This window comes from Streptomyces sp. NPDC031121 (assembly GCF_055570615.1).
This window is the reverse complement of the sequence record NZ_JBVIGV010000003.1, coordinates 355979-376581: the sequence shown is the minus strand read 5'-3', so window position 1 is coordinate 376581 and position 20603 is coordinate 355979. Positions and strand designations below refer to the sequence as shown.

Here is a 20603-nt window from a genome sequence, read left to right as displayed (position 1 = left end):
TGAGGGGCGAACACCCTTGCGATCAGCTCGTCGGTCTGGACGGAAGCCGGCGCTCCGGTGGGCGTCCGGCGCGGCACGTCTTCGGCAATCCCCGGGACTCCAGGGATTACCCAGTGGTAGAGATGACGATTCCGACCGAGCGTAAGACCATGGGAGGCGGCGAAACCAAGGCACGACTCCCCTGACAGCGAAGGAACAGCGTGGCTTCCGCATCCGATCGCAATCCGATCATCATTGGCGGCCTGCCGAGCCAGGTACCGGACTTCGATCCGGAGGAGACGCAGGAGTGGCTCGACTCCCTCGACGCCGCCGTGGACGAACGCGGTCGCGAACGCGCCCGCTACCTGATGCTGCGGCTGATCGAGCGGGCCCGCGAGCGGCGCGTGGCCGTGCCCGAGATGCGCAGCTCCGACTACGTCAACACGATCGCCACCAAGGACGAGCCGTTCTTCCCCGGCAACGAGGAGATCGAGCGCAAGGTCCTGAACGCGACCCGCTGGAACGCGGCCGTCATGGTCTCGCGCGCCCAGCGGCCCGGCATCGGCGTCGGCGGCCACATCGCCACGTTCGCCTCCTCGGCCTCCCTCTACGACGTCGGCTTCAACCACTTCTTCCGCGGCAAGGACGAGGGCGACGGCGGCGACCAGATCTTCTTCCAGGGCCACGCCTCCCCCGGCGTCTACGCCCGCGCCTACCTGCTGGACCGGCTCTCCGAGCAGCAGCTCGACGCGTTCCGCCAGGAGAAGTCGAAGGCCCCGTACGGCCTGTCCAGCTACCCGCACCCGCGGCTGATGCCGGACTTCTGGGAGTTCCCGACGGTCTCGATGGGCCTCGGGCCGATCGGGGCGATCTACCAGGCCCGCATGAACCGGTACATGGAGGCGCGCGGGATCGCGGACACCTCCAGGTCACACGTGTGGGCGTACCTGGGCGACGGCGAGATGGACGAGCCGGAGTCGCTGGGCCAGCTCTCCCTGGCGGCCCGCGAGGGCCTGGACAACCTGACGTTCGTCGTCAACTGCAACCTCCAGCGGCTCGACGGCCCGGTCCGCGGCAACGGCAAGGTCATCCAGGAGCTGGAGTCGATCTTCCGCGGGGCGGGCTGGAACGTCATCAAGCTGATCTGGGACCGCTCCTGGGACCCGCTGCTGGCGCAGGACCGCGACGGCATCCTCGTCAACAAGATGAACTCCACGCCGGACGGGCAGTTCCAGACGTACGCCACGGAGACCGGCGCGTACATCCGCGAGCACTTCTTCGGCGACGACCAGCGGCTGCGCGCGATGGTCGCGGACATGAGCGACGACCAGATCCTCCACCTCGGCCGCGGCGGCCACGACCACCGGAAGATCTACGCGGCGTACGCGGCGGCGCGCGCCCACAAGGGCCAGCCGACGGTGATCCTGGCCAAGACGGTCAAGGGCTGGACCCTCGGCCCGAACTTCGAGGGCCGCAACGCCACGCACCAGATGAAGAAGCTGACGGTCGACGACCTCAAGCGCTTCCGCGACCGCCTGCACATCCCGATCACCGACGCGCAGCTGGAGAGCGGCGCCCCGCCGTACTACCACCCGGGCCGCAACTCGCCCGAGATCCAGTACATGCACGACCGCCGCAAGGCGCTGGGCGGCTACGTCCCGACGCGGGTGGTGCGGGCGCGTCCGCTCCAGCTGCCGGACGACACGGCGTACGCGGCGGTCAAGAAGGGCTCCGGCCAGCAGTCGATCGCGACGACGATGGCGTTCGTCCGCCTGCTGAAGGACCTGATGCGGGACAAGGAGATCGGCCGGCGCTTCGTGCTGATCGCCCCGGACGAGTACCGCACCTTCGGCATGGACTCGTTCTTCCCGAGCGCCAAGATCTACAACCCGCTGGGGCAGCAGTACGAGTCCGTCGACCGCGAGCTGCTGCTCGCGTACAAGGAGTCCCCGACCGGGCAGATGCTGCACGACGGCATCTCTGAGGCGGGCTGCACGGCCTCGCTGATCGCGGCCGGGTCGGCGTACGCGACGCACGGCGAGCCGCTGATCCCGGTCTACGTCTTCTACTCGATGTTCGGCTTCCAGCGCACGGGCGACCAGTTCTGGCAGATGGCCGACCAGCTGGCGCGGGGCTTCGTCCTCGGCGCGACGGCGGGGCGGACCACCCTGACGGGTGAGGGCCTCCAGCACGCCGACGGCCACTCCCAGCTGCTGGCGTCGACCAACCCGGGGTGCGTGGCGTACGACCCGGCGTACGGGTACGAGATCGCGCACATCGTCCGGGACGGCCTGCGCCGGATGTACGGCCCGGACGCCGAGGACGTCTTCTACTACCTGACGGTCTACAACGAGCCGATCCAGCACCCGTCCGAGCCGGACGGCGTGGACGTGGAGGGCATCCTCAAGGGCATCCACAAGGTGGCGGCGGGCACGTCCGGCGCGATCCCGGCGCAGATCATGGCCTCGGGCGTGGCCGTGCCGTGGGCGGTCGAGGCGCAGCGGATCCTGGCCGAGGAGTGGAACGTCAGGGCGGACGTCTGGTCGGCGACCTCCTGGAACGAGCTCCGCCGCGACGCCGTCGAGGCGGAGGAGCACAACCTGCTGCACCCGGAGGAGGAGCAGCGCGTCCCGTACGTGACGCGGAAGCTGTCCGGGGCGCAGGGGCCGTTCGTCGCCGTGTCGGACTGGATGCGCGCGGTCCCGGACCAGATCGCCCGGTGGGTGCCCGGTGCGTACACCTCGCTGGGTGCGGACGGCTTCGGCTTCGCGGACACCCGCGGTGCGGCGCGCCGCTTCTTCCACATCGACGCCGAGTCGGTGGTGCTGGCGGTGCTGACGGAGCTGGCGAAGGAGGGCCGCATCGACCGGTCCGCGCTGAAGCAGGCGGTGGACCGCTACCGGCTGCTGGACGTGGCGGCGGCCGACCCGGGCCCGGCGGGCGGCGACGCCTAGCGTTCGTCCGGCGCCCGGCGCGGCGGGAGTCCGGCGGCGGGCCGGGGTGCGGAGTGCGCCCCGGCCCGCCGGCGTGTCCGGGGTGCCGGCCGCGGGCGCGGGCCGGGGCCGGGCCCGGGCGGCTGACGCGTTCCTTACGATGCTCCGTATGAAGGAAGCCTCCCGGCAGCTGCGATGGGAGCGGCGGACGCAGACCCCGCTGCTCGTCCTCGCCGTGGCGTTCGCCGTCGCCTACGCCGTGCCGATCGTCCTCCCGGATGCGGGGAGGCGCGTGCAGCAGGCGTGCACGCTGACCGAGTGGCTGGTGTGGGGTGCCTTCGCCGCCGACTACCTGGTGCGGCTCGGGCTGTCCCCGGCCAGGCGGTCGTTCGTGCGGACGCACTGGCTGGACCTCGTCGCGGTGGTGCTGCCGATCGTCCAGCCGCTGCGGCTGCTGCGGCTGGTGGCCACCCTGATGCTGGTGGGGCGGCGGGCCCGGATGGCTCCGCAGATCCGGCTGACCACCTACGTGGCGGGCGCGGTGGTCGGCCTGCTGATGTTCGGCTCGCTCGCCGTGCTGAGCGTGGAGCGCGACGCGCCCGACGGCAACATCAGGAACCTCGGCGACGCCGTGTGGTGGAGCTTCACGACGATGACGACGGTCGGGTACGGGGACCACTCCCCCACCACCGGCCTGGGCCGGTTCCTCGCGGTGGGCCTGATGCTGTCGGGGATCGCGCTGCTGGGTGTGGTCACCGCCAACATCGCCGCCTGGTTCATCTCCCGTTTCGAGCGCGACGACCGGGTCGAGCGCGAGCAGATCGCCGCGATCGCCGACCTGTCCGCGGAGGTGCGGGCGCTGCGCGCCGAGGTGGCCCTGCTGCGCGGGCCGGCCGCGGACGCGCTCACGGTCCCCGCGCCCGCGGCGGCCCCGGCGGCCGGGGGCCCGGCGCCTACCGCTCCCACACCTTGAAGGCCCGTACGAGGTAGCCGGACTGGGGCAAGTGGACGCCGTCCCCGGGATAGGTCTGGAACTCCCCGGTCTCGGCGCACTCGGCGGACTGGTACGTCGTCACCGGCCGCCCGGTGCGGTTGACCAGCGACTGGACGCTGGCCCCGGCGGGCAGGGCGGTGCAGCTGTTGATGTCGAGGGTGCTCAGCTCGTACGCGTACCGGGTGCCCTTGAAGTCCGGTTTGGCCCAGAGGCACAGCTGCCCCGCGGCGCAGGGCACCGCCCGGGCGGGCGGCGGTCCGGCGGCCGGCCCGGCCTGTGCGGCGCGGGCCGTGCCCGGCAGGAGCGCGGTGAGGACGAGGGCGGCCGCGGCGAGGGCCGTGGTGGCGCGGGCCCCGAGGGCGCGGGCCCCGACGGCGCTGGCAGCGGTGGCGGCAGCGCGGGCGTCGGCGGCGCGGGAAACGGCACCTGCGGGTGAACTCGTACGCATGACGGATCGGCTCCTTCGTGGACGGGAGCGCCCCGGACCGCTTCCGGAAGCGCTGTGGGTCCACGCTGACCTGCGGCGACGGCCGGGCGGAAGGGGCCGCGACCGGGTCCACCCTGATAGGCGCAAGCCCCGCCGGAACCGTCCGGCGGGGCTGCGCGGTGCACGGGGTTGACGCCCGGCGGGGCCGGCTCAGACGTGGGCGGCGCCCGCGCCCGCGGCGGCGTTCTCGCCGCGCTTGGTGAAGCAGGCGACGACGGCCGCGGCCACGGCGACCGCCCCGGCGACGGTGAAGGCCGTGCTCATCCCGGACACGAAGGTGTCGTGCGCGACCCCGGTGATGGTCTCGGCGACCGGGGCGGGGACGCCCTCCGGGACGGGGGCGAGGCCGACCTGGACGCCCCTCTCGGCGAGCTCCTGCTGCTCCGGGGTGAGCGGGGGCAGCTGCGCGGCGGCCCACTTGTCCCCGAAGGTGTCGCTGACGGTGCCGGCCATGACGGCGCCGAGGACGGCCGTGCCGAGGCTGCCGCCGACCTGCATGGCGGCCTGCTGGAGCCCGCCGGCGACGCCGGAGAGTTCGAGCGGGGCGTTGCCGACGATGACCTCGGTGGCGCCGACCATGACGGGCGCGAGGCCCAGGCCGAGGAGGGCGAACCAGAGCGACATCTCCAGGGTGCCGGTGCCGGTGGTGAGGCCGGCCATCCCGAAGCAGGCGGCGGCGGTCGCGGCCATGCCCGCGACGAGCGGTATGCGGGGGCCGACCGCGGTGATCGCGGCCCCGGCGAGCGGGGAGCCGATGATCATCATGCCGGTCAGCGGCAGCAGGTGCAGGCCGCTGTCGACGGGGCTCATGCCGTGGACGTTCTGCAGGTAGAAGGTGACGAAGAACAGGCCGCCCATGAAGGCGAACGCCATCAGCACCATGAGGACGGTGCCCGCGGACAGCGGCAGCGAGCGGAACATCCCGAGCGGGACCAGCGGCTCGTCGGCCTGGGACTCCCACACGGCGAAGGCGGTGAAGAAGGCCAGGGACACGAAAAGGAACAGCAGCGTCCACAGGTCGCCCCAGCCCCACTCGGATGCCTTGATCAGCGCCCAGACCAGCGAGAACATCGCGACCGACAGCATCAGGATGCCGGGGACGTCGAAGGAGCGCGGCGCGTTCTCGGCGCGGTGGTCGAGCAGGATGACCAGGCCGAAGGCCAGGGCGATGACGCCGACGGGGATGTTGACGTAGAAGACGGACTGCCAGTTGACGTTCTCGACGAGGAGGCCGCCGACGATGGGTCCGGCGGCGGTCGAGGCGCCGATGACCATGCCCCAGATGCCGATGGCCATGTTGAGCTTCTCGGCGGGGAACGTGGCGCGCAGCAGGCCGAGCGCGGCGGGCATCAGCAGGGCGCCGAAGACGCCCTGGGCGACGCGGAAGCCGATCACGGCCTCGACGGTGGTGGAGAGGCCGATCGCGGCGGACGCTCCGGCGAAGCCGACGATGCCGATCAGGAAGGTCTGGCGGTGGCCGAAGCGGTCGCCGAGCTTGCCGGCGGTGATGAGGGAGACGGCGAGGGCGAGCAGGTAGCCGTTGGTGATCCACTGGACGTCGGCGAGGGAGGCGCCGAGGTCCTGCTGGATCGCGGGGTTGGCGACGCCGACGACGGTGCCGTCCAGGGTGACCATCATGACGCCGATCGCCACGGCGAAGAGGGTCAGCCACGGGTGGCCGCGCAGTCCGGCGCCGGCCGGCCTCGCGCCCGGCTCCTTGGCGGGACTGCGGTCGTCGCGGTCGTCGACGGGGGTCTGATGAGTCATGCCGCCACAGTATTGACAGCGACTGACACTTCACAAACGGGTTAACGAGGCAGTCGCTGTCACGTCGCTCACAGGTACCCTGACCGCTCACTCAGCGTCAGATCGGGGGCGGCCGACCCGTCCCGGAAAGGACTCCCCGCGGTGATGACCGACGAGCGGCCCGCGCCCGCGACCGGACTGCGCGAGCGCAAGAAGCAGCGCACCCGGGACGCGCTGCTGCGCGCCGCCCTCCTCCTCTTCATCGCGCAGGGGTACGAGCAGACCACCGTCGACGAGATCACCGACGCCGTCGACGTCTCGCAGCGCACCTTCTTCCGCTATTTCGCCAACAAGGAGGAGGTCGCCTTCGCCGCGCAGGACCTCATCGACTCCCACTTCCTCGCCGCCCTGCGGGCCCGCCCGGCCGGCGAGGGCCCCCTCACGGCCCTGCGCAGTGCGCTCCGCGATTCCTGGAGCACCCTCGAAGAGACCCTGTCCGAGGTGGTGCCCGTCGACCTCTACATGCGCACCTACCGGCTGATCGAGTCGACGCCGGCACTGCTCGCCGCGCACCTGCGCCGCTCGGCCGAGGCCGAGGAGCGGATCGCCCGGCTGATCGCGGAGCGTGAGGGCCTGGACGTGGACGCCGACCCGCGGCCGCGCGTGGCCGTCGCCGCGTTCGCCGGAGTGATGAGGGTCACCGGGCGGCTGTGGGGGCAGGGCGACGACCCCGGCATCACCGCGATCCGCGACCTGACCGAGGCTTACCTCGACCACATCGGCCCAGCTCTGGCGGCCGACTGGCGCTGATCACGCCCAGGGCGGCGGCATCTGACGGCCCGTCCGCCCGGCGGGGCCCGGCACCGGGCAGGCCGCTTCCAAACCGTGAGCCCGGTCACCCCGCGCATTCCGGCCCGCCGCGGTCTCCTACGCTGGTGCCAGATGAACGTGAACGTGCCCGGCTCCCCCCGCCTCTCCCCCGGTACCGACCCGCGCCCCGCCGCCCTGCGCGTCCTGCTGGCGCTGGCGGTCGTCTTCATCATGCTGGCCACCACGGGCTGGACCGCCGTGCACCGGCCGGACGCCGGCACCTCGCTGCGGACCGCCGGCCTCGCCGCCTGGTCCGGGGCGCGCATCGGGGGCCGCACCGTGCCGGCCGCCGACGCGCCCGTGCGGACCGTCGCCCGCTTCTTCGCCGGTCTCGACGCGAGTGCCGGCACCCACCTCGCCGACGCCCACCCGTTCGTCGTCGGCAACCTCGCGGGCGCCCCCGCGGAGCTGCGCTACCGCGCGAACGCGCAGGCCCTGCTCCTCGCCGAACAGGTGGAACTCGCCCGCAGCGAGGACATCTCCCTCACCCCCGCCGACCGCACCGCGGCCGGCCGGCGCGCCCACCGCTTCGCCTCGCTGGCCGAGCCCGGCCGGCAGATCCTCGCCTTCGACCCCACCGGCGGCGGCCGGGTCGCGGAGGTCTTCGGCGACCTCGACCGCGCCGAGCGGATCTCCGTCATCGTCCCCGGCGTCGACACCGACGCGGTCACCTTCGAGCGCACCCAGCGCCGCCTCACCGCCCCCGCGGGCATGGCCGAGTCCCTGTACGCGGCCCAGCGCGCGGCCGCGCCCGGCGCCCGGACCGCGGTCATCGCCTGGGCCGACTACACCGCGCCCGCCGGCGTCGGCGTGGACGCCGCGACCGGGCACATGGCCGTCGACGGCGCCGCCCGCCTGGAGGCCCTGGCCGCGGCGCTGCCCGGCGACGCGACGGTCGCACTGTTCTGCCACAGCTACGGCTCCGTCGTCTGCGGGGTCGCCGCGCACGCACTGCCGGATCGGGTGACGGACGTGGTGGCGGCGGGCAGCCCCGGCATGCGCGCCGGCTCGGTGGCCGAGCTGCGCACCTCCGCCCGGGTGTGGGCCATGCGGGACGCCGGGGACTGGATCGCGGACGTGCCGCACCTGGAGGTCGGCGGGCTCGGCCACGGCGCCGACCCGGTCTCCCCCGAGTTCGGTGCGCGGCTGCTGTCCTCGGCCGGGGCCCGCCTGCACACCGGCTATTTCGAGCCAGGTACGGACTCGCTGGACAACTTCGCCAAAATCGGAACCGGCGCATTCGGTTCTGTCACCTGCGCCACCGGCGACGATGCCTGCCGCCGAGGAATTTCCGGGACAGACGCGGACTGACACGCGTAGAGCCCCGAAAATCGGGCCCTGCGCCGAGGGGGACGCGCAGGGGCCCCTCCCCTTACCATGTGCCGCATGGGTGACGTACTGGCCGGAAATCATGCCGTCTGGGAGTTCGACTCGGACTCGGTGCTCATCCGCTTCGCACGGGGGATGCGAACGCCGCGGCTCTGGCACGCCCTCGGGGCGCGGCGGATCCCCTTCGGGGCGCTGGCCGCGGTGGACCTCTCCGCCCGCGGCGGCGGCAGGCGCGACGCGGTGGTGCTGCGCGCGATACCGAGGCCGGGTGCGGACCCCCTGGTGGAAGCCGCCGCGGGGCAGCTGCGCGAGGTGTGCGACCCGTACCGGCTGGTCGTACCGGCCGACCGGGGCGACCAGGCGGCCGCGTTCGCCGAGGCGCTGCGCGAGCGGATCCGACCCGGCGGCGACGAGCCGGCCGGGCGGTTCCTGGTGCCCGTCGCGGAGCCGCCGCTCCAGCTGAAGGCGTACGACGCCCGCGTCTCCTTCGACGGCCTGCGCGTCACCTTCCAGTGGTCGCGCACCGGCGCCACGGGCACCAAGTGGAAGGCCGGCGATCAGAGTTACGCGCTCTCCGAGCTGGCCGGCGTCGAATGGCGCTCCCCCGAGGGGCCGGGCGGGCACCTGCGGCTGCTGCGCCGCGACACCGACGGCGACCCGCGGCCGGACCACGACCTGGCCACCGCCGTCTTCGGGACGGGCTACGGGTCGGTGCAGGAGTCGCTGCCCTTCGCGGCGGCCCTCCTGGCCGCGCTGCGCTCGCGCACCCCGGTGGCGTCCGTCCCGGCCCCGCGGTCGGAGGAGCGCCTGCACCACCTCGGTGAGCTGCACAGCGCCGGCCTGCTGACGGACGCGGAGTACACGGCCCTGTGCGACCGCTTCACGGCGGCCGGCGGCCCGCTCGCCACCGAGGCGTAGCCGGAGCCGCCCGCCTGCCCCAGGCCGGTGCCGGAAGGCGCGGCGCCCCGTCGCGGACGCCCGCCCCCGCCTCCCGGCCCGGCCGGCTACGCCTCGCGGGCCGCCGACGTGAAGGCCATGTTCGGGTAGCGGTCCCCCGCGACCCGGTCCGCGAGCGGCTCCAGCGCGGCCAGCTCCCGCTCCTCCAGCGTGATCCGGGTCGCCGCGGTGTTCTCGGCGAGCCGCTCCGGCTTGCGGGTGCCCGGGATCGGCACCACCGGCAGGCCGTGGACCTGCGCCCGCTGCTGCACCCACGCCAGCGCGATCTGCGCCGGCGTCGCCCCGTGCGCCTTCGCGATCTCCCGCACCGGCTCCAGGAGCGCCGCGTTGGCCTTGGCGTTGTCACCGGTGAAGCGGGGCTGGTGGGCGCGGAAGTCGCCCTCGGACAGCTCCTCGGCGGAGGCGAACGTGCCGGTCAGGAAGCCGCGGCCGAGCGGGGAGTACGGCACGAAGGCCACCCCGAGCTCCGCCGCCGCGGGCACCGCGCTGCGCTCCACGTCGCGGCTGAACAGCGACCACTCCGACTGGACCGCCGCGATCGGGTGGACCGCGTACGCCTCCCGCAGCTCCGCGCCCGTGACCTCGCTGAGGCCGAGGTGGCGGACCTTGCCCTCCCGGACCAGCTCCGCCATCTCCCCGACCGACTCGGCGAACGGTACCGCCGGGTCGTAGCGGTGCATGTAGTAGAGGTCGATGACGTCGGTGCCGAGCCGGCGCAGGCTGTCCTCGACCGCCTGGCGGATGTAGGCCCGGTCGTTGCGGATGCCCCGGTGGCGCGGGTCGTCGCTGCGGACGAGCCCGAACTTGGTCGCGAGGGTGATCTCCTCGCGGTGGGCCGCCACGAACGGGGCGAGGAACTCCTCGTTCCGGCCGCGCCCGTAGGCGTCGGCGGTGTCGATCAGGGTGACGCCGGCGGCGAGCGCCGCCTCCAGGGTGGCGCGGGCCGCCGCCTCGTCCGTCTCCCCGTAGAACTCGCTCATGCCCATGCAGCCGAGGCCCTGGATACCGACCACGGGGCCGCCCTTGCCGAGTTCTGCCTGCTCGATGGTGGTGCTCTGCGTCATTGCCGTGCGGCCTTCCCCGTGTAGAGATCGATCTTGAAGTCCAGTACGGCGAGCGCGTCGTTCAGCTCCGAGATCCGCGCCCGCACCTCGTTCCTCGTCCGTTCCAGCAGCTCCCGCCGCTGGTCGACCGTGTGCTCCCCCTCGCGGACCAGCTCCGCGTACCTGACCATGTCCGCCACCGACATCCCGGTGGTGCGCAGCTTGCCGACGAAGGCCAGCCACTGCAGGTCGCCGTCGCTGAAGCGCCGCTGCCCCGAGTGGGAGCGGTCCACCTGCCGCATCAGGCCGATGCGCTCGTACCAGCGCAGCGTGTGCTGGGACAGACCGGTGCGCGCCTCGACCTCGCTGATCGTGTACCGCGGCGGCATCTGCGTCTGCGTCTGCGTCAGGCTCATGGCGACCACGCTAGGACCCTTGAGTGCACTCCAAGCAAGTAGGCTCGGCGGCATGGAGAGCGTGGAGAGGCTGGAAAGCCTCCAGATCATCGAGAACTGGCCGGTTCCCGCCGCCGCCGCGGCGGTGGTGCGCGCCGACGGCAGCCTGGCGGGCTCGCACGGGCCGGTCGACCGCCGCTTCGCGCTGGCGTCCGTGACCAAGCCGCTCGCCGCGTACGCCGCCCTCGTCGCGTACGAGGAGGGGGCGGTCGAACTGGACGAGCCGGCCGGCCCCGAGGGGTCGACGGTCCGTCACCTGCTCGCGCACACCAGCGGTCTCGCCTTCGACGAGCACCGCGTCATGGCCCCTCCGGGGACGCGCCGGCTGTACTCGAACGCCGGCTTCGAGGTCCTCGGCGACCACATCGCGAAGGCCACCGGCATCCCCTTCGCGGAGTACGTGCACCAGGCCGTCTTCGAGCCGCTCGGCATGGCGTCGACCACGCTGGAGGGCTCGCCCGCCAAGGACGGCGTCTCCACCGTGTCCGACCTGGTCCGCTTCGCCGCGGAGCTCCAGGCGCCGCGGCTGCTCGACGTGCGGACGGTCGCGGAGGCGACGACGGTGGTCCACCCGGGCCTCAAGGGCGTGCTCCCCGGGTACGGCCACCAGTCCCCCAACGACTTCGGGCTGGGCCTGGAGATCCGCGGGCGGAAGTCCCCGCACTGGACGGGCGCGGCCTCCTCGCCCCGTACGTTCGGCCACTTCGGGCAGGCGGGCACGTTCCTGTGGGTCGACCCGGAGGCGCGGGCGGCGTGCGTGGCGCTGACGGACCGCGCCTTCGGCCCGTGGGCGGTCGAGGCGTGGCCTCCGTTCACGGACGCCGTCCTCGCCGAGCTGGCGGGCCGCCCCGCCCGCTGACCGTCCGCCGGCCCCGCGGCCGGGCCTACCCGGCCGGCAGCTCCCAGATCAGCAGCTCCCCCGGGGATCCGGCGACGGCCTCCAGGCCCTCCTCGCCGGTGATCCGGGCCGAGTCTCCGGGGCCCAGCTCCGCACCGTCCAGGCGCAGGTCGCCGCGGACGACGTGCAGGTAGACCCGGGGTGCCGCGGGGACGGGGACGTGCTCGCCGGCGGCCGGCCGCCGCACGTGCAGGCGGGCCCCCGCGGTGGGGACCTCGTACGGGGTGCCGTCGGGCAGGCCGCGGACCAGCCGGTACGAGGGCTCGCCGCCGGGCTCCAGCGGTGCGAGCCAGGTCTGCACGAAGCACAGCGGTGCGGTGCCGTCGTTGCGCTCGACGTGCCGGGCGCCCGATCCGGCGCCGAAGTGCTGGACGTCGCCGGGCCGGACCTCGGTGGCCTCGCCGGTGCTGCCCTTGTGGGTCAGCTCGCCCTGGACGACCCAGGTGACGATCTCCGTGTGGCTGTGGGGGTGCTCCTCGAAGCCGGCGCCCGGCGCGAGGTGCTCCTCGTTGCAGGCCAGGACCGGCCCGAAGCGGAGGTTGTCCGGGTCGTAGAACCGGCCGAAGGAGAAGGCGTGCCGGGTCGTGATCCCGCTGTCCGGTTCGCCGCCCGGGTACCGGTCGGTGCCGCGGCGTACATCAATCATGGACCCACGGTAGACCCTGGGCGTGAGGGCGCTCTCGGCGCAGGCGCCCCGATAAGGCACTCTTGTCCCCGTGCCCCATCCCGAACGTGAGCATTCCCCCGCGCATCCCGTCCCCGCCCATCCGCATCACGCGACGCTGCGGCGGCTGGAGAAGTCCTCCGGCCGGCTCGCCGCGAACGCGATCGCCCGCATGGACGAGACCCTGCCGTGGTACCGGGCGATGCCCCCGGAGAACCGGTCCTGGATCGGCCTGGTCGCCCAGGCCGGCATCGCGGCGTTCACGGAGTGGTTCCGGCACCCCGACACCCCGCAGGCGATCTCGACCGACGTGTTCGGGACGGCGCCGCGGGAGCTGACCCGGGCGATCACCCTGCGCCAGACGGTGGAGATGGTCCGCACGACCATCGAGGTGATGGAGGCCGCGATCGAGGAGGTCGCGGCGCCGGGCGACGAGTCGATCCTGCGGGAGGCGCTGCTCGTCTACGCGCGGGAGATCGCCTTCGCGACGGCCCAGGTGTACGCGCAGGCCGCCGAGGCGCGCGGGGCGTGGGACGCCCGCCTGGAGTCGCTCGTGGTCAACGCGGTGCTGTCGGGCGAGGCGGACGAGGGGGCGCTGTCGCGGGCCGCGGCGCTCGGCTGGAACTCGCCCGAGCACGTGTGCGTGGTGCTCGGCACGGCGCCCGACGGGGACAGCGAGCTGACGGTCGAGGCGATCCGGCGGGCGGCGCGCCACCACAAGCTCCAGGTGCTGACCGGGGTGCTCGGGGACCGGCTCGTCGTCATCGCGGGCGGCAGCGACAACCCGCTCCAGGTCGCGAAGTCGCTGATCGGGCCGTTCGCGGCGGGCCCGGTCGTGGCCGGGCCGGTGGTGCCGGACCTGCTGAACGCGACGAAGTCCGCGCAGGCCGCGGCGGCCGGGCTGAAGGCGTGCACGGCGTGGCAGGACGCGCCGCGGCCGGTGCTGGCGGACGATCTGCTGCCGGAGCGCGCGATCGCGTCGGATCCGTCGGCGCGCGAACAGCTGGTGGAGGAGATCTACAGACCGCTGGAGGAGGCGGGGTCGGCGCTCCTGGAGACGCTGAGCGTGTACCTGGAGCAGGCGAGCAGTCTGGAGGGGGCGGCGCGGATGCTGTTCGTGCACCCCAACACGGTGCGCTACCGGCTCCGACGTGTGACCGACGTCACCGGCTGGTCACCGTCCGATGTCCGCTCGGCGTTCACCCTGCGGATCGCGCTGATCCTCGGGCGCTTGGCCGACGGCGATCAGCAGCCCTAGGCTTTTGTTGGACATCAACAATTACCCTGACGGTTCTTGGTCCCTGTCCCCACGGGCGGCGGGGACCACCCACAAGAGAGAGTGTGAGGGTGCTCGTACTCGTCGCTCCCGGCCAAGGCGCACAGACGCCCGGCTTCCTGACTCCCTGGCTCGAACTGCCCGGCGCCGCCGACCGCGTCGCCGCGTGGTCGGACGCCATCGGGCTCGACCTCGCCCACTACGGCACGAAGGCCGACGCGGACGAGATCCGCGACACGGCCGTGGCGCAGCCGCTGCTCGTGGCCGCCGGCCTGCTGTCCGCCGCCGAGCTGGGCTCCCGTACGGCGTTCGGCGCCGTCGCGGGCCACAGCGTCGGTGAGATCACGGCCGCGGCGTACGCGGGCGTGCTGTCGGACGCGGAGGCCCTGGCGTTCGTACGGACCCGCGGCCTGGCCATGGCCGAGGCGTCCGCGGTCGCCCCGACGGGCATGGCCGCTGTGCTCGGCGGGGACCGCGACACCGTCGTCGCGCACCTGGAGAAGCTCGGCCTGACACCGGCGAACATCAACGGCGCCGGCCAGATCGTGGCCGCCGGCACGGAGGCCCAGATCGAGGCCCTGGTCGCCGAGAAGCCCGAGGGTTCGATGAAGGTCGTCCCCCTGCGGGTCGCGGGTGCCTTCCACACGCACCACATGGCCCCCGCGGTCGCCACGCTGGAAGAGGCCGCCAAGGCCCTCACCCCGGCCGACCCGGAGCTGAAGTACGTCTCGAACAAGGACGGCCTCGTCGTCGCCACGGGTGCCGACGTCGTCGCCCGCCTGGTCGGCCAGGTCGCGAACCCGGTCCGCTGGGACCTGTGCATGGAGGCGTTCGCCGAGCTGGGCGTCACGGGGATCATCGAGCTGTGCCCCGGCGGCACCCTGACCGGTCTGGCCAAGCGTGCGCTCAAGGGCGTGCCCACGGTGGCCCTGAAGACGCCGGACGACCTCGCCAAGGCCGCCGAGCTCGTCGCCGGGCACGGCGCCTGAGAGAAGGAGCCCACACAGCATGTCGAAGATCAAGCCTGCCAAGGGCTCCCCGTACGCCCGGATCCTCGGTGTCGGCGGCTACCGTCCGAGCCGGGTCGTCTCCAACGACGTCATCCTGGAGAAGATCGACTCCTCGGACGAGTGGATCCGCTCCCGCTCGGGCATCGCGACCCGGCACTGGGCCTCGCCCGAGGAGACGGTCGCCGCGATGTCGGTGGAGGCCGCCGGCAAGGCGCTCGCCGACGCGGGCGTCACCCCGGAGCAGATCGGTGCCGTCATCGTCTCGACGGTCTCGCACTTCCGGCAGACCCCGGCGATCGCGACGGAGATCGCGCACCGGGTCGGCGCGGTCAAGCCGGCCGCGTTCGACATCTCCGCGGGCTGCGCCGGGTTCGGCTACGGCCTGACCCTGGCCAAGGGCCTCGTCGTCGAGGGATCGGCCGAGTACGTGCTGGTCATCGGCGTCGAGCGGCTCTCGGACCTGACCGACCTGGAGGACCGGGCGACGGCCTTCCTCTTCGGCGACGGCGCCGGAGCCGTGGTCGTCGGCCCCTCGGACGTGCCGGGCATGGGCCCCACGGTCTGGGGCTCCGAGGGCGACAAGTCCGAGACGATCAAGCAGACCGTGCCGTGGGACGAGTACCTCGGCAAGGACGCCGGCGAGAAGTTCCCCGCCATCACGCAGGAGGGCCAGGCGGTGTTCCGCTGGGCCGTCTTCGAGATGGCCAAGGTGGCCCAGCAGGCGCTCGACGCCGCCGGGATCACCGCGGAGGACCTGGACGTCTTCATCCCGCACCAGGCGAACATGCGGATCATCGACTCGATGGTGAAGACCCTCAAGCTGCCGGAGCACGTCACGGTCGCCCGTGACGTGGAGACCACCGGCAACACGTCGGCCGCCTCGATCCCGCTCGCGATGGAGCGGCTCCTGGCGACCGGCGCGGCGAAGAGCGGTGACACCGCGCTCGTCATCGGCTTCGGGGCGGGTCTCGTGTACGCCGCCACGGTCGTTACCCTCCCCTAGGGCCCGGGACACCTTCCCGCCCCGTTTCACCCAGTAGCTAGAGAAGGAGCGCCACATGGCCGCCACGCAGGAAGAGATCGTCGAGGGTCTCGCGGAGATCGTGAACGAGATCGCCGGCATCCCGGTCGAGGACGTCGAGATCGACAAGTCCTTCACCGACGACCTGGACGTCGACTCGCTCTCCATGGTCGAGGTCGTCGTCGCCGCCGAAGAGCGCTTCGACGTCAAGATCCCCGACGAGGACGTCAAGAACCTCAAGACGGTCGGCGACGCTGCCGACTACATCCTGAAGCACCAGGGCTGAGCCCCGACGAGCGTTTGTCGCCACCCGGCGGTGGCGCCGTGACATTCAGCACCCTCTGAGACGTGGAGAAAGAATTCCTGTGAGCCCGACCAATCGCACCGTGGTCGTCACCGGTATCGGCGCAACCACTCCGCTGGGTGGCGACAGCGCTTCGACGTGGGAAGGCATGCTCGCCGGCCGTTCCGGCGTGAAGCCCCTGGAGGGCGAGCGCTTCGCCGACCTCCCGGTCCGCATCGCCGCCCCGGTCGCCGTGGACCCGAGCGAGGTCCTGCCGCGGCCGCTGGCCCGCAAGCTCGACCGCTCCGCCCAGTTCGCCGTCATCGCCGCCCGCGAGGCGTGGGCCGACGCCGGCTACACCGCCCCGGCGGGCGAGGAGGGCTCCGTCGCCCCGGACCGCCTGGGCGCCGTGATCGCCTCCGGCATCGGCGGCGTCACCACCCTGCTCGACCAGTACGACGTCCTGAAGGACAAGGGTGTGCGCCGGGTCTCCCCGCACACCGTTCCCATGCTCATGCCGAACGGCCCGTCGGCCAACGTCGGCCTTGAGGTCAACGCCCAGGCGGGCGTGCACACTCCGGTCAGCGCCTGCGCCTCCGGCGCCGAGGCCATCGGCTACGCCGTCGAGATGATCCGCAGCGGCCGCGCCGACGTGGTCGTCGCCGGCGGCACCGAGGCGGCGATCCACCCGCTGCCGATCGCCGCGTTCGCCAACATGATGGCGATGTCGAAGAACAACGAGAACCCGGAGCAGGCCTCCCGGCCGTACGACAAGGGCCGCGACGGCTTCGTGCTGGGCGAGGGCGCCGGTGTCGTCGTCCTGGAGTCCGCCGAGCACGCCGCCTCGCGCGGTGCCCGCGTCTACTGCGAGGTGCTGGGCCAGGGCCTGTCCGCGGACAGCCACCACATCGCGCAGCCCGAGCCGACCGGCCGCGGTGTCGCCGCCGCCGTGCAGAACCTGCTCGACAACACGGGCCTGGACCCGGCCGAGCTGGTCCACGTCAACGCCCACGCCACGTCGACCCCGCAGGGCGACACGGCCGAGATCAAGGCCCTGCGCAAGGTCCTCGGCGACGACCTCGACCACATCGCGGTCTCCGCGACCAAGTCGATGACGGGCCACCTGCTGGGCGGCGCCGGCGGCATCGAGACGGTCGCGACCGTGCTGGCGCTGTACCACCGGATCGCCCCGCCGACGATCAACCTCGACGACCTGGACGAGGACATCGACGCGGACATCGTCCGCGGCGAACCGCGCAAGCTTCCGGTCGACGGCCCGATCGCCGCGATCAACAACTCGTTCGGCTTCGGCGGCCACAACGTGACGCTGGCGTTCCGCAGCGTCTGATCCCCGCGGCATCAGGAAAGGGGCCCCGCCCGGCACGCGCCGGGCGGGGCCCCTTTCCCGTCCGGGCCGACCTCAGACGACCTGGTGGAGCCAGCGCACGGGTGCGCCCTCGCCCGCGTGGCGGAAGGGCTCCAACTCGTCGTCCCAGGGCTTGCCGAGCAGCGCGGCGATCTCGGCCTCCAGGTCGCTCTCCCCGCGTACGGAGCGGGCCAGGGCGGCGCGCAGCCGGTCCTCGGGGACGAGGATGTCGCCGTGCAGGCCGGTGACGGCGTGGAAGATGCCGAGCTCGGGGGTGGAGCTGTAGCGCTCGCCCTCGGCGGTGGCGCAGGGCTCCGCCGTGACCTCGAAGCGGAGCAGGTGCCAGCCGCGCAGGGCGGAGGCGAGTCTGGAGGCCGTCCCCGGTTCGGCCACGAAGGAGAACTCGGCTCTCCAGGTGCCCGGGGAGGCGGGCTGCCGGATCCAGTCGAGGTTCACCCGCACTCCGAGCACGCCCCCCACGGCCCATTCCACGTGCGGGCAGAGCGCGCGCGGCGCGGAATGCACGTACAGAACTCCACGTGTCGTCACCGGGACCTCCAGGGTGGGACGAGGTCGGGAAAAACTCCTGAAAACGGACAGAATGTGACGCGATGTAATTTAGCGGACATCAACCGACATTGCGCTGCGGGACCTGCGGCCGAAACGCCACGGGGGAAAAGCTACCGTGCGGCGGGGACCGCAGTGTGACGTACGGTCGGTCCGTAACCGCCCCGTACACAGCTTTCACTCAGCAGGACGCCCCCGCGACAGCGGGCGGCGAGGAGGAGGGACCCACCCGATGCGCACCACCGCCCACCGCAGCCGGGCGCGCCGCGCCCTCGCCCGTACGGCCGCCGCCGCGGCGCTCGCGGCGGTGCTGACCGGGTGTCAGGCGGAGGGCGCAGCCGGGGAGGGCGAGCGCGGGGCGCAGGCGGAGGCCCGCCCGCGCTGGAACACCGCCCCCGCGTCGGTCGCCGCCGTCGGCGACTCCATCACCCGCGGCTTCGACGCCTGCGCGGTCCTCGCGGACTGCCCCGAGGCCTCCTGGGCCACCGGCAGCGACCCCGCCGTGCACTCGCTGGCCGCGCGGCTGCTCGGCGAGGGGGCGCTGGCGACGCGCAGTTGGAACTACGCCGCCACCGGCTCCCGGATGTCGGACCTGGCGGGCCAGCTCACCGCGGCCGCCGCGCACAAGCCGGACCTGGTGACGGTCATGGTGGGCGCGAACGACGCCTGCCGGGCGACGGCCTCGTCGATGACGCCGACGGCGGACTTCCGCGAGGGCTTCGAGAAGGCCTTCGCCGCGCTGCGGGCCGGCTCGCCCGCCTCGCAGGTGTACGTCTCCAGCATCCCGGACCTCCAGCGGCTGTGGCAGCAGGGCAAGGACCTGCCGGCGGTCCGGCAGGTGTGGCGGCTGGGGATCTGCCAGTCGATGCTCGCGGACCCGCTGTCCCCGGCGGCGGAGGCGACCGCCCGGCGGGAGCAGGTCCGGGCGCGGGTGGTCGAGTACAACGAGGTGCTCCGCGAGGTGTGCGGAAAGGATCCGCTGTGCCGCTACGACGGCGGGGCGGTCTTCCGGTATCCCTTCACGACCGGGCAGTTGAGCCGCTGGGACTGGTTCCACCCGGGCAAGGCCGGCCAGGCGCGGCTCGCGGAACTGGCCCACGGACAGGTGACCTCGGCCGAGCCGCCGCGCTGACGGCGGGCGGTGGCGGGCGGTGGCAGGCGGTGGGCGGGAGGCGTTTTCCGGCCACCGCGCCGCACGGCCGCCGCCCGCGGGGTCAGCGCCGGCCCAGCAGCGGGTCGTGGACGGTGCACGGCGGGCGCCGGTCCGCCGGCGGCACCCGGTAGACGGTCCGGTCGCGCAGCCGCCCGGACCACGGGTCCTGCTCCGTGGGGCGCCTGACGAGGAGGTGGCGGCTGCTCCCCGCCGCCAGGTGCGTGCGGTACTCGCCGAGCAGCGGGTCGGAGGGGCCGAGGAAGTCCCGTATCTGCTCCTCGACCAGGCAGAAGGGGCATTCCGCCCCGGGCAGGAGGCGGAACTGGCGCCCCTCGGGCCGGAAGTCGTCCGCGAACGCGGTCAGCGCCACCGCCCCGGTGAACAGCACGCACACCCCCATCACCTGCGGCCCGGAGGCGTCCGCTATCCGGCGCACCACCGCCCGGAACTCGGGCGGGCCGACGACCCGGAGCCGGGCCACAGCGTCGCGCGCCGCCCCGACCAGGTGGTACGCCGCGGCCGCGAGGGACACGGCCGCGACCACGGGGACGCCCCACGGCGGCCCCGCCACCGCGACCACCCACAGCAGGCACGCGTTCAGGGCGGCCAGGACGAGCACGGCCACCCGCAGCCCGACGCCGCTGCTGCGCACCACGCGGTAGGACACCGCCAGGAAGGCCCCGGTCAGCACCGGGTGGATCCAGTCGGGCATCGGCCGGCCTCCGTCAACTCCGAAGCGTGCACGGACCGTTACAGCATCGCGGCGCCGCGACCGCACGTCGACCCCCGGTGCGGTGTGCGCCGGGCCCCGGCCGCGGGGCGCGGGGCGGGCTCCGGCATGCTGTCGCCCATGAAGATCGCCGCAGCCCAGCTCACCTGCGTGCCCGCCGACGTCGCCGCGAACACGGCCCGCGCGGCCGCCCTCGCGGGGCGGGCCCGGGAGGCGGGCGCCGACCTCGTCGTGTTCCCCGAACTCGCACTCACCGGCTACGAGACGGAAGCCCTGGCAGCCGACCCCGCCCTGTGGCTGGCCGGCCCGGACGACGCCCGCCTGGACGCCCTGCGCTCCACGGGCACCGCCGTCGCGGTCAACGCCGCCCTGCGCACGGACGGCCCGCTCCCCGCCATCGCCACGCTGGTCTACGGCGCGGACGGCGCGCACGCGGCGGCGTACGCCAAGCAGCACCTGTACGGGCACGAGCAGGGCGTCTTCACGGCCGGCCGGGAGGACGGGCGCGTCGAGCTCGGCGGGATCCGCTTCTCCCTCGGCATCTGCTTCGACAACCACTTCCCTCAGCTCGCCGCGCGCGCGGCGGCCGCCGGCTGCCGGGTGCACCTGGCCTCGTCCCTGTACGGCACCGGGGACGGGGTCGCCGAGCGGGCCGCGGTCCACCCGCGCATCGCGAAGGAGCACGGCCTGTACGTCGTCCTCGCCAACCACGTCGGCCCGGCCGGCCCGTGGACCGGCTGCGGGCGCGCCGCCGTGTGGGCGCCCGACGGCACGCTGCTGGCCGAGGCCGACGACCGCACGCCCTCGTTCGCCCTGGCCGACGTACTCGCCTGAGGGGGCCT

General features: G+C 73.5%; 20 protein-coding genes. 13 read left to right on the top strand and 7 right to left on the bottom strand.

Annotated features, from left to right (window positions below; all coding sequences use genetic code 11):
• The first annotated feature begins 200 nt into the window (after positions 1 to 200).
• Both aceE and ACZ462_RS07295 read left to right on the top strand, forming a co-directional pair.
• Positions 201 to 2933 (top strand): pyruvate dehydrogenase (acetyl-transferring), homodimeric type, encoded by a 2733-nt coding sequence (aceE, locus tag ACZ462_RS07300; protein WP_467804885.1) that lies wholly within the window; start codon positions 201 to 203, stop codon positions 2931 to 2933.
• Positions 2934 to 3081: 148 nt separating this feature from the next.
• Positions 3082 to 3885 carry a potassium channel family protein gene (locus ACZ462_RS07295; protein WP_467804886.1) on the top strand — a complete coding sequence of 268 codons (804 nt, stop codon included), beginning with the start codon at positions 3082 to 3084 and terminating at the stop codon, positions 3883 to 3885.
• Here ACZ462_RS07295 and ACZ462_RS07290 read toward each other — a convergent pair.
• Complete coding sequence (locus tag ACZ462_RS07290; RefSeq protein WP_467804887.1) at positions 3866 to 4354, bottom strand: peptidase inhibitor family I36 protein; 489 nt, start codon at positions 4352 to 4354, stop codon at positions 3866 to 3868. The genes ACZ462_RS07295 and ACZ462_RS07290 overlap by 20 nt on opposite strands.
• A 189-nt stretch (positions 4355 to 4543) precedes the next feature.
• Positions 4544 to 6160 carry an MFS transporter gene (locus ACZ462_RS07285; protein ID WP_467804888.1) on the bottom strand — a complete coding sequence of 539 codons (1617 nt, stop codon included), beginning with the start codon at positions 6158 to 6160 and terminating at the stop codon, positions 4544 to 4546.
• Positions 6161 to 6304: 144 nt separating this feature from the next.
• On the opposite strand from ACZ462_RS07285, the gene ACZ462_RS07280 reads away from it, so the two are divergent.
• The 3 genes from ACZ462_RS07280 to ACZ462_RS07270 all read left to right on the top strand — a co-directional run bounded on the left by ACZ462_RS07280 (position 6305) and on the right by ACZ462_RS07270 (position 9256).
• Positions 6305 to 6949 carry a TetR/AcrR family transcriptional regulator gene (locus ACZ462_RS07280; RefSeq protein ID WP_467804890.1) on the top strand — a complete coding sequence of 215 codons (645 nt, stop codon included), beginning with the start codon at positions 6305 to 6307 and terminating at the stop codon, positions 6947 to 6949.
• A 132-nt stretch (positions 6950 to 7081) separates the two neighbouring features.
• Positions 7082 to 8320: an alpha/beta hydrolase gene (locus ACZ462_RS07275; RefSeq protein ID WP_467804892.1), complete on the top strand. Its 1239-nt coding sequence runs from the start codon at positions 7082 to 7084 to the stop codon at positions 8318 to 8320.
• Between the two features lie 66 nt (positions 8321 to 8386).
• Complete coding sequence (locus ACZ462_RS07270; protein WP_467804893.1) at positions 8387 to 9256, top strand: DUF4429 domain-containing protein; 870 nt, start codon at positions 8387 to 8389, stop codon at positions 9254 to 9256.
• A gap of 86 nt (positions 9257 to 9342) precedes the next feature.
• Here the strand turns inward: ACZ462_RS07270 and ACZ462_RS07265 are convergent, their stop codons facing one another.
• The gene (locus ACZ462_RS07265) at positions 9343 to 10359 is read right to left on the bottom strand and encodes an aldo/keto reductase (RefSeq protein WP_467804895.1); all 1017 of its coding nucleotides are present in this window, start codon (positions 10357 to 10359) and stop codon (positions 9343 to 9345) included.
• On the bottom strand, positions 10356 to 10754 hold the full coding sequence (locus ACZ462_RS07260) for a MerR family transcriptional regulator (protein WP_223856043.1): 399 nt from the start codon (positions 10752 to 10754) through the stop codon (positions 10356 to 10358). The genes ACZ462_RS07265 and ACZ462_RS07260 overlap by 4 nt, the downstream gene beginning before the upstream one ends.
• A 70-nt stretch (positions 10755 to 10824) precedes the next feature.
• Between ACZ462_RS07260 and ACZ462_RS07255 the strand changes: the two genes are divergently transcribed.
• Positions 10825 to 11652, top strand: a complete 828-nt coding sequence (locus tag ACZ462_RS07255) for a serine hydrolase domain-containing protein (protein WP_467805003.1) — start codon at positions 10825 to 10827, stop codon at positions 11650 to 11652.
• A gap of 25 nt (positions 11653 to 11677) precedes the next feature.
• Here ACZ462_RS07255 and ACZ462_RS07250 read toward each other — a convergent pair whose 3' ends face one another.
• On the bottom strand, positions 11678 to 12337 hold the full coding sequence (locus ACZ462_RS07250) for a pirin family protein (protein WP_467804896.1): 660 nt from the start codon (positions 12335 to 12337) through the stop codon (positions 11678 to 11680).
• Positions 12338 to 12407: 70 nt separating this feature from the next.
• On the opposite strand from ACZ462_RS07250, the gene ACZ462_RS07245 reads away from it, so the two are divergent.
• The 5 genes from ACZ462_RS07245 (at position 12408) to fabF (ending at position 17293) form a co-directional block, all read left to right on the top strand.
• Positions 12408 to 13613 (top strand): PucR family transcriptional regulator, encoded by a 1206-nt coding sequence (locus ACZ462_RS07245; protein WP_467804898.1) that lies wholly within the window; start codon positions 12408 to 12410, stop codon positions 13611 to 13613.
• An 89-nt stretch (positions 13614 to 13702) separates the two neighbouring features.
• On the top strand, positions 13703 to 14620 hold the full coding sequence (locus ACZ462_RS07240) for an ACP S-malonyltransferase (RefSeq protein WP_467804900.1): 918 nt from the start codon (positions 13703 to 13705) through the stop codon (positions 14618 to 14620).
• 19 nt (positions 14621 to 14639) lie between these two features.
• Positions 14640 to 15644, top strand: a complete 1005-nt coding sequence (locus tag ACZ462_RS07235) for a beta-ketoacyl-ACP synthase 3 (RefSeq protein ID WP_467804901.1) — start codon at positions 14640 to 14642, stop codon at positions 15642 to 15644.
• Positions 15645 to 15699: 55 nt separating this feature from the next.
• The gene (locus ACZ462_RS07230) at positions 15700 to 15948 is read left to right on the top strand and encodes an acyl carrier protein (RefSeq protein WP_114057440.1); all 249 of its coding nucleotides are present in this window, start codon (positions 15700 to 15702) and stop codon (positions 15946 to 15948) included.
• Between the two features lie 79 nt (positions 15949 to 16027).
• The gene (fabF, locus tag ACZ462_RS07225; protein ID WP_467804903.1) at positions 16028 to 17293 is read left to right on the top strand and encodes a beta-ketoacyl-ACP synthase II; all 1266 of its coding nucleotides are present in this window, start codon (positions 16028 to 16030) and stop codon (positions 17291 to 17293) included.
• Between the two features lie 72 nt (positions 17294 to 17365).
• Here the strand turns inward: fabF and ACZ462_RS07220 are convergent, their stop codons facing one another.
• Entirely contained in the window at positions 17366 to 17860 is a 495-nt protein-coding gene (locus tag ACZ462_RS07220) for a DUF3145 domain-containing protein (protein WP_467804904.1), read from the bottom strand.
• A gap of 250 nt (positions 17861 to 18110) precedes the next feature.
• Between ACZ462_RS07220 and ACZ462_RS07215 the strand changes: the two genes are divergently transcribed.
• A complete protein-coding gene (locus ACZ462_RS07215; RefSeq protein ID WP_467804905.1) occupies positions 18111 to 19010 on the top strand; it encodes an SGNH/GDSL hydrolase family protein in 900 nt (299 codons plus the stop codon).
• Positions 19011 to 19092: 82 nt separating this feature from the next.
• Here ACZ462_RS07215 and ACZ462_RS07210 read toward each other — a convergent pair whose 3' ends face one another.
• Positions 19093 to 19743 carry a hypothetical protein gene (locus ACZ462_RS07210; protein WP_467804906.1) on the bottom strand — a complete coding sequence of 217 codons (651 nt, stop codon included), beginning with the start codon at positions 19741 to 19743 and terminating at the stop codon, positions 19093 to 19095.
• A 138-nt stretch (positions 19744 to 19881) separates the two neighbouring features.
• On the opposite strand from ACZ462_RS07210, the gene ACZ462_RS07205 reads away from it, so the two are divergent.
• A complete protein-coding gene (locus tag ACZ462_RS07205; RefSeq protein WP_467804907.1) occupies positions 19882 to 20595 on the top strand; it encodes a carbon-nitrogen hydrolase family protein in 714 nt (237 codons plus the stop codon).
• Positions 20596 to 20603: the final 8 nt, after the last annotated feature.

What these genes read in the sequence shown, in the direction of transcription:
- ACZ462_RS07295 (WP_467804886.1), top strand. Translation starts at nt 3,082, where the DNA reads ATGAAGGAAGCCTCCCGGCAGCTGCGATGGGAGCGGCGGACGCAGACC.
- ACZ462_RS07290 (WP_467804887.1), bottom strand. Translation starts at nt 4,354, where the DNA reads ATGCGTACGAGTTCACCCGCAGGTGCCGTTTCCCGCGCCGCCGACGCC.
- ACZ462_RS07285 (WP_467804888.1), bottom strand. Translation starts at nt 6,160, where the DNA reads ATGACTCATCAGACCCCCGTCGACGACCGCGACGACCGCAGTCCCGCC.
- ACZ462_RS07280 (WP_467804890.1), top strand. Translation starts at nt 6,305, where the DNA reads ATGACCGACGAGCGGCCCGCGCCCGCGACCGGACTGCGCGAGCGCAAG.
- ACZ462_RS07275 (WP_467804892.1), top strand. Translation starts at nt 7,082, where the DNA reads ATGAACGTGAACGTGCCCGGCTCCCCCCGCCTCTCCCCCGGTACCGAC.
- ACZ462_RS07270 (WP_467804893.1), top strand. Translation starts at nt 8,387, where the DNA reads ATGTGCCGCATGGGTGACGTACTGGCCGGAAATCATGCCGTCTGGGAG.
- ACZ462_RS07265 (WP_467804895.1), bottom strand. Translation starts at nt 10,359, where the DNA reads ATGACGCAGAGCACCACCATCGAGCAGGCAGAACTCGGCAAGGGCGGC.
- ACZ462_RS07260 (WP_223856043.1), bottom strand. Translation starts at nt 10,754, where the DNA reads ATGAGCCTGACGCAGACGCAGACGCAGATGCCGCCGCGGTACACGATC.
- ACZ462_RS07250 (WP_467804896.1), bottom strand. Translation starts at nt 12,337, where the DNA reads ATGATTGATGTACGCCGCGGCACCGACCGGTACCCGGGCGGCGAACCG.
- ACZ462_RS07235 (WP_467804901.1), top strand. Translation starts at nt 14,640, where the DNA reads ATGTCGAAGATCAAGCCTGCCAAGGGCTCCCCGTACGCCCGGATCCTC.
- ACZ462_RS07230 (WP_114057440.1), top strand. Translation starts at nt 15,700, where the DNA reads ATGGCCGCCACGCAGGAAGAGATCGTCGAGGGTCTCGCGGAGATCGTG.
- ACZ462_RS07215 (WP_467804905.1), top strand. Translation starts at nt 18,111, where the DNA reads ATGCGCACCACCGCCCACCGCAGCCGGGCGCGCCGCGCCCTCGCCCGT.
- ACZ462_RS07210 (WP_467804906.1), bottom strand. Translation starts at nt 19,743, where the DNA reads ATGCCCGACTGGATCCACCCGGTGCTGACCGGGGCCTTCCTGGCGGTG.
- ACZ462_RS07205 (WP_467804907.1), top strand. Translation starts at nt 19,882, where the DNA reads ATGAAGATCGCCGCAGCCCAGCTCACCTGCGTGCCCGCCGACGTCGCC.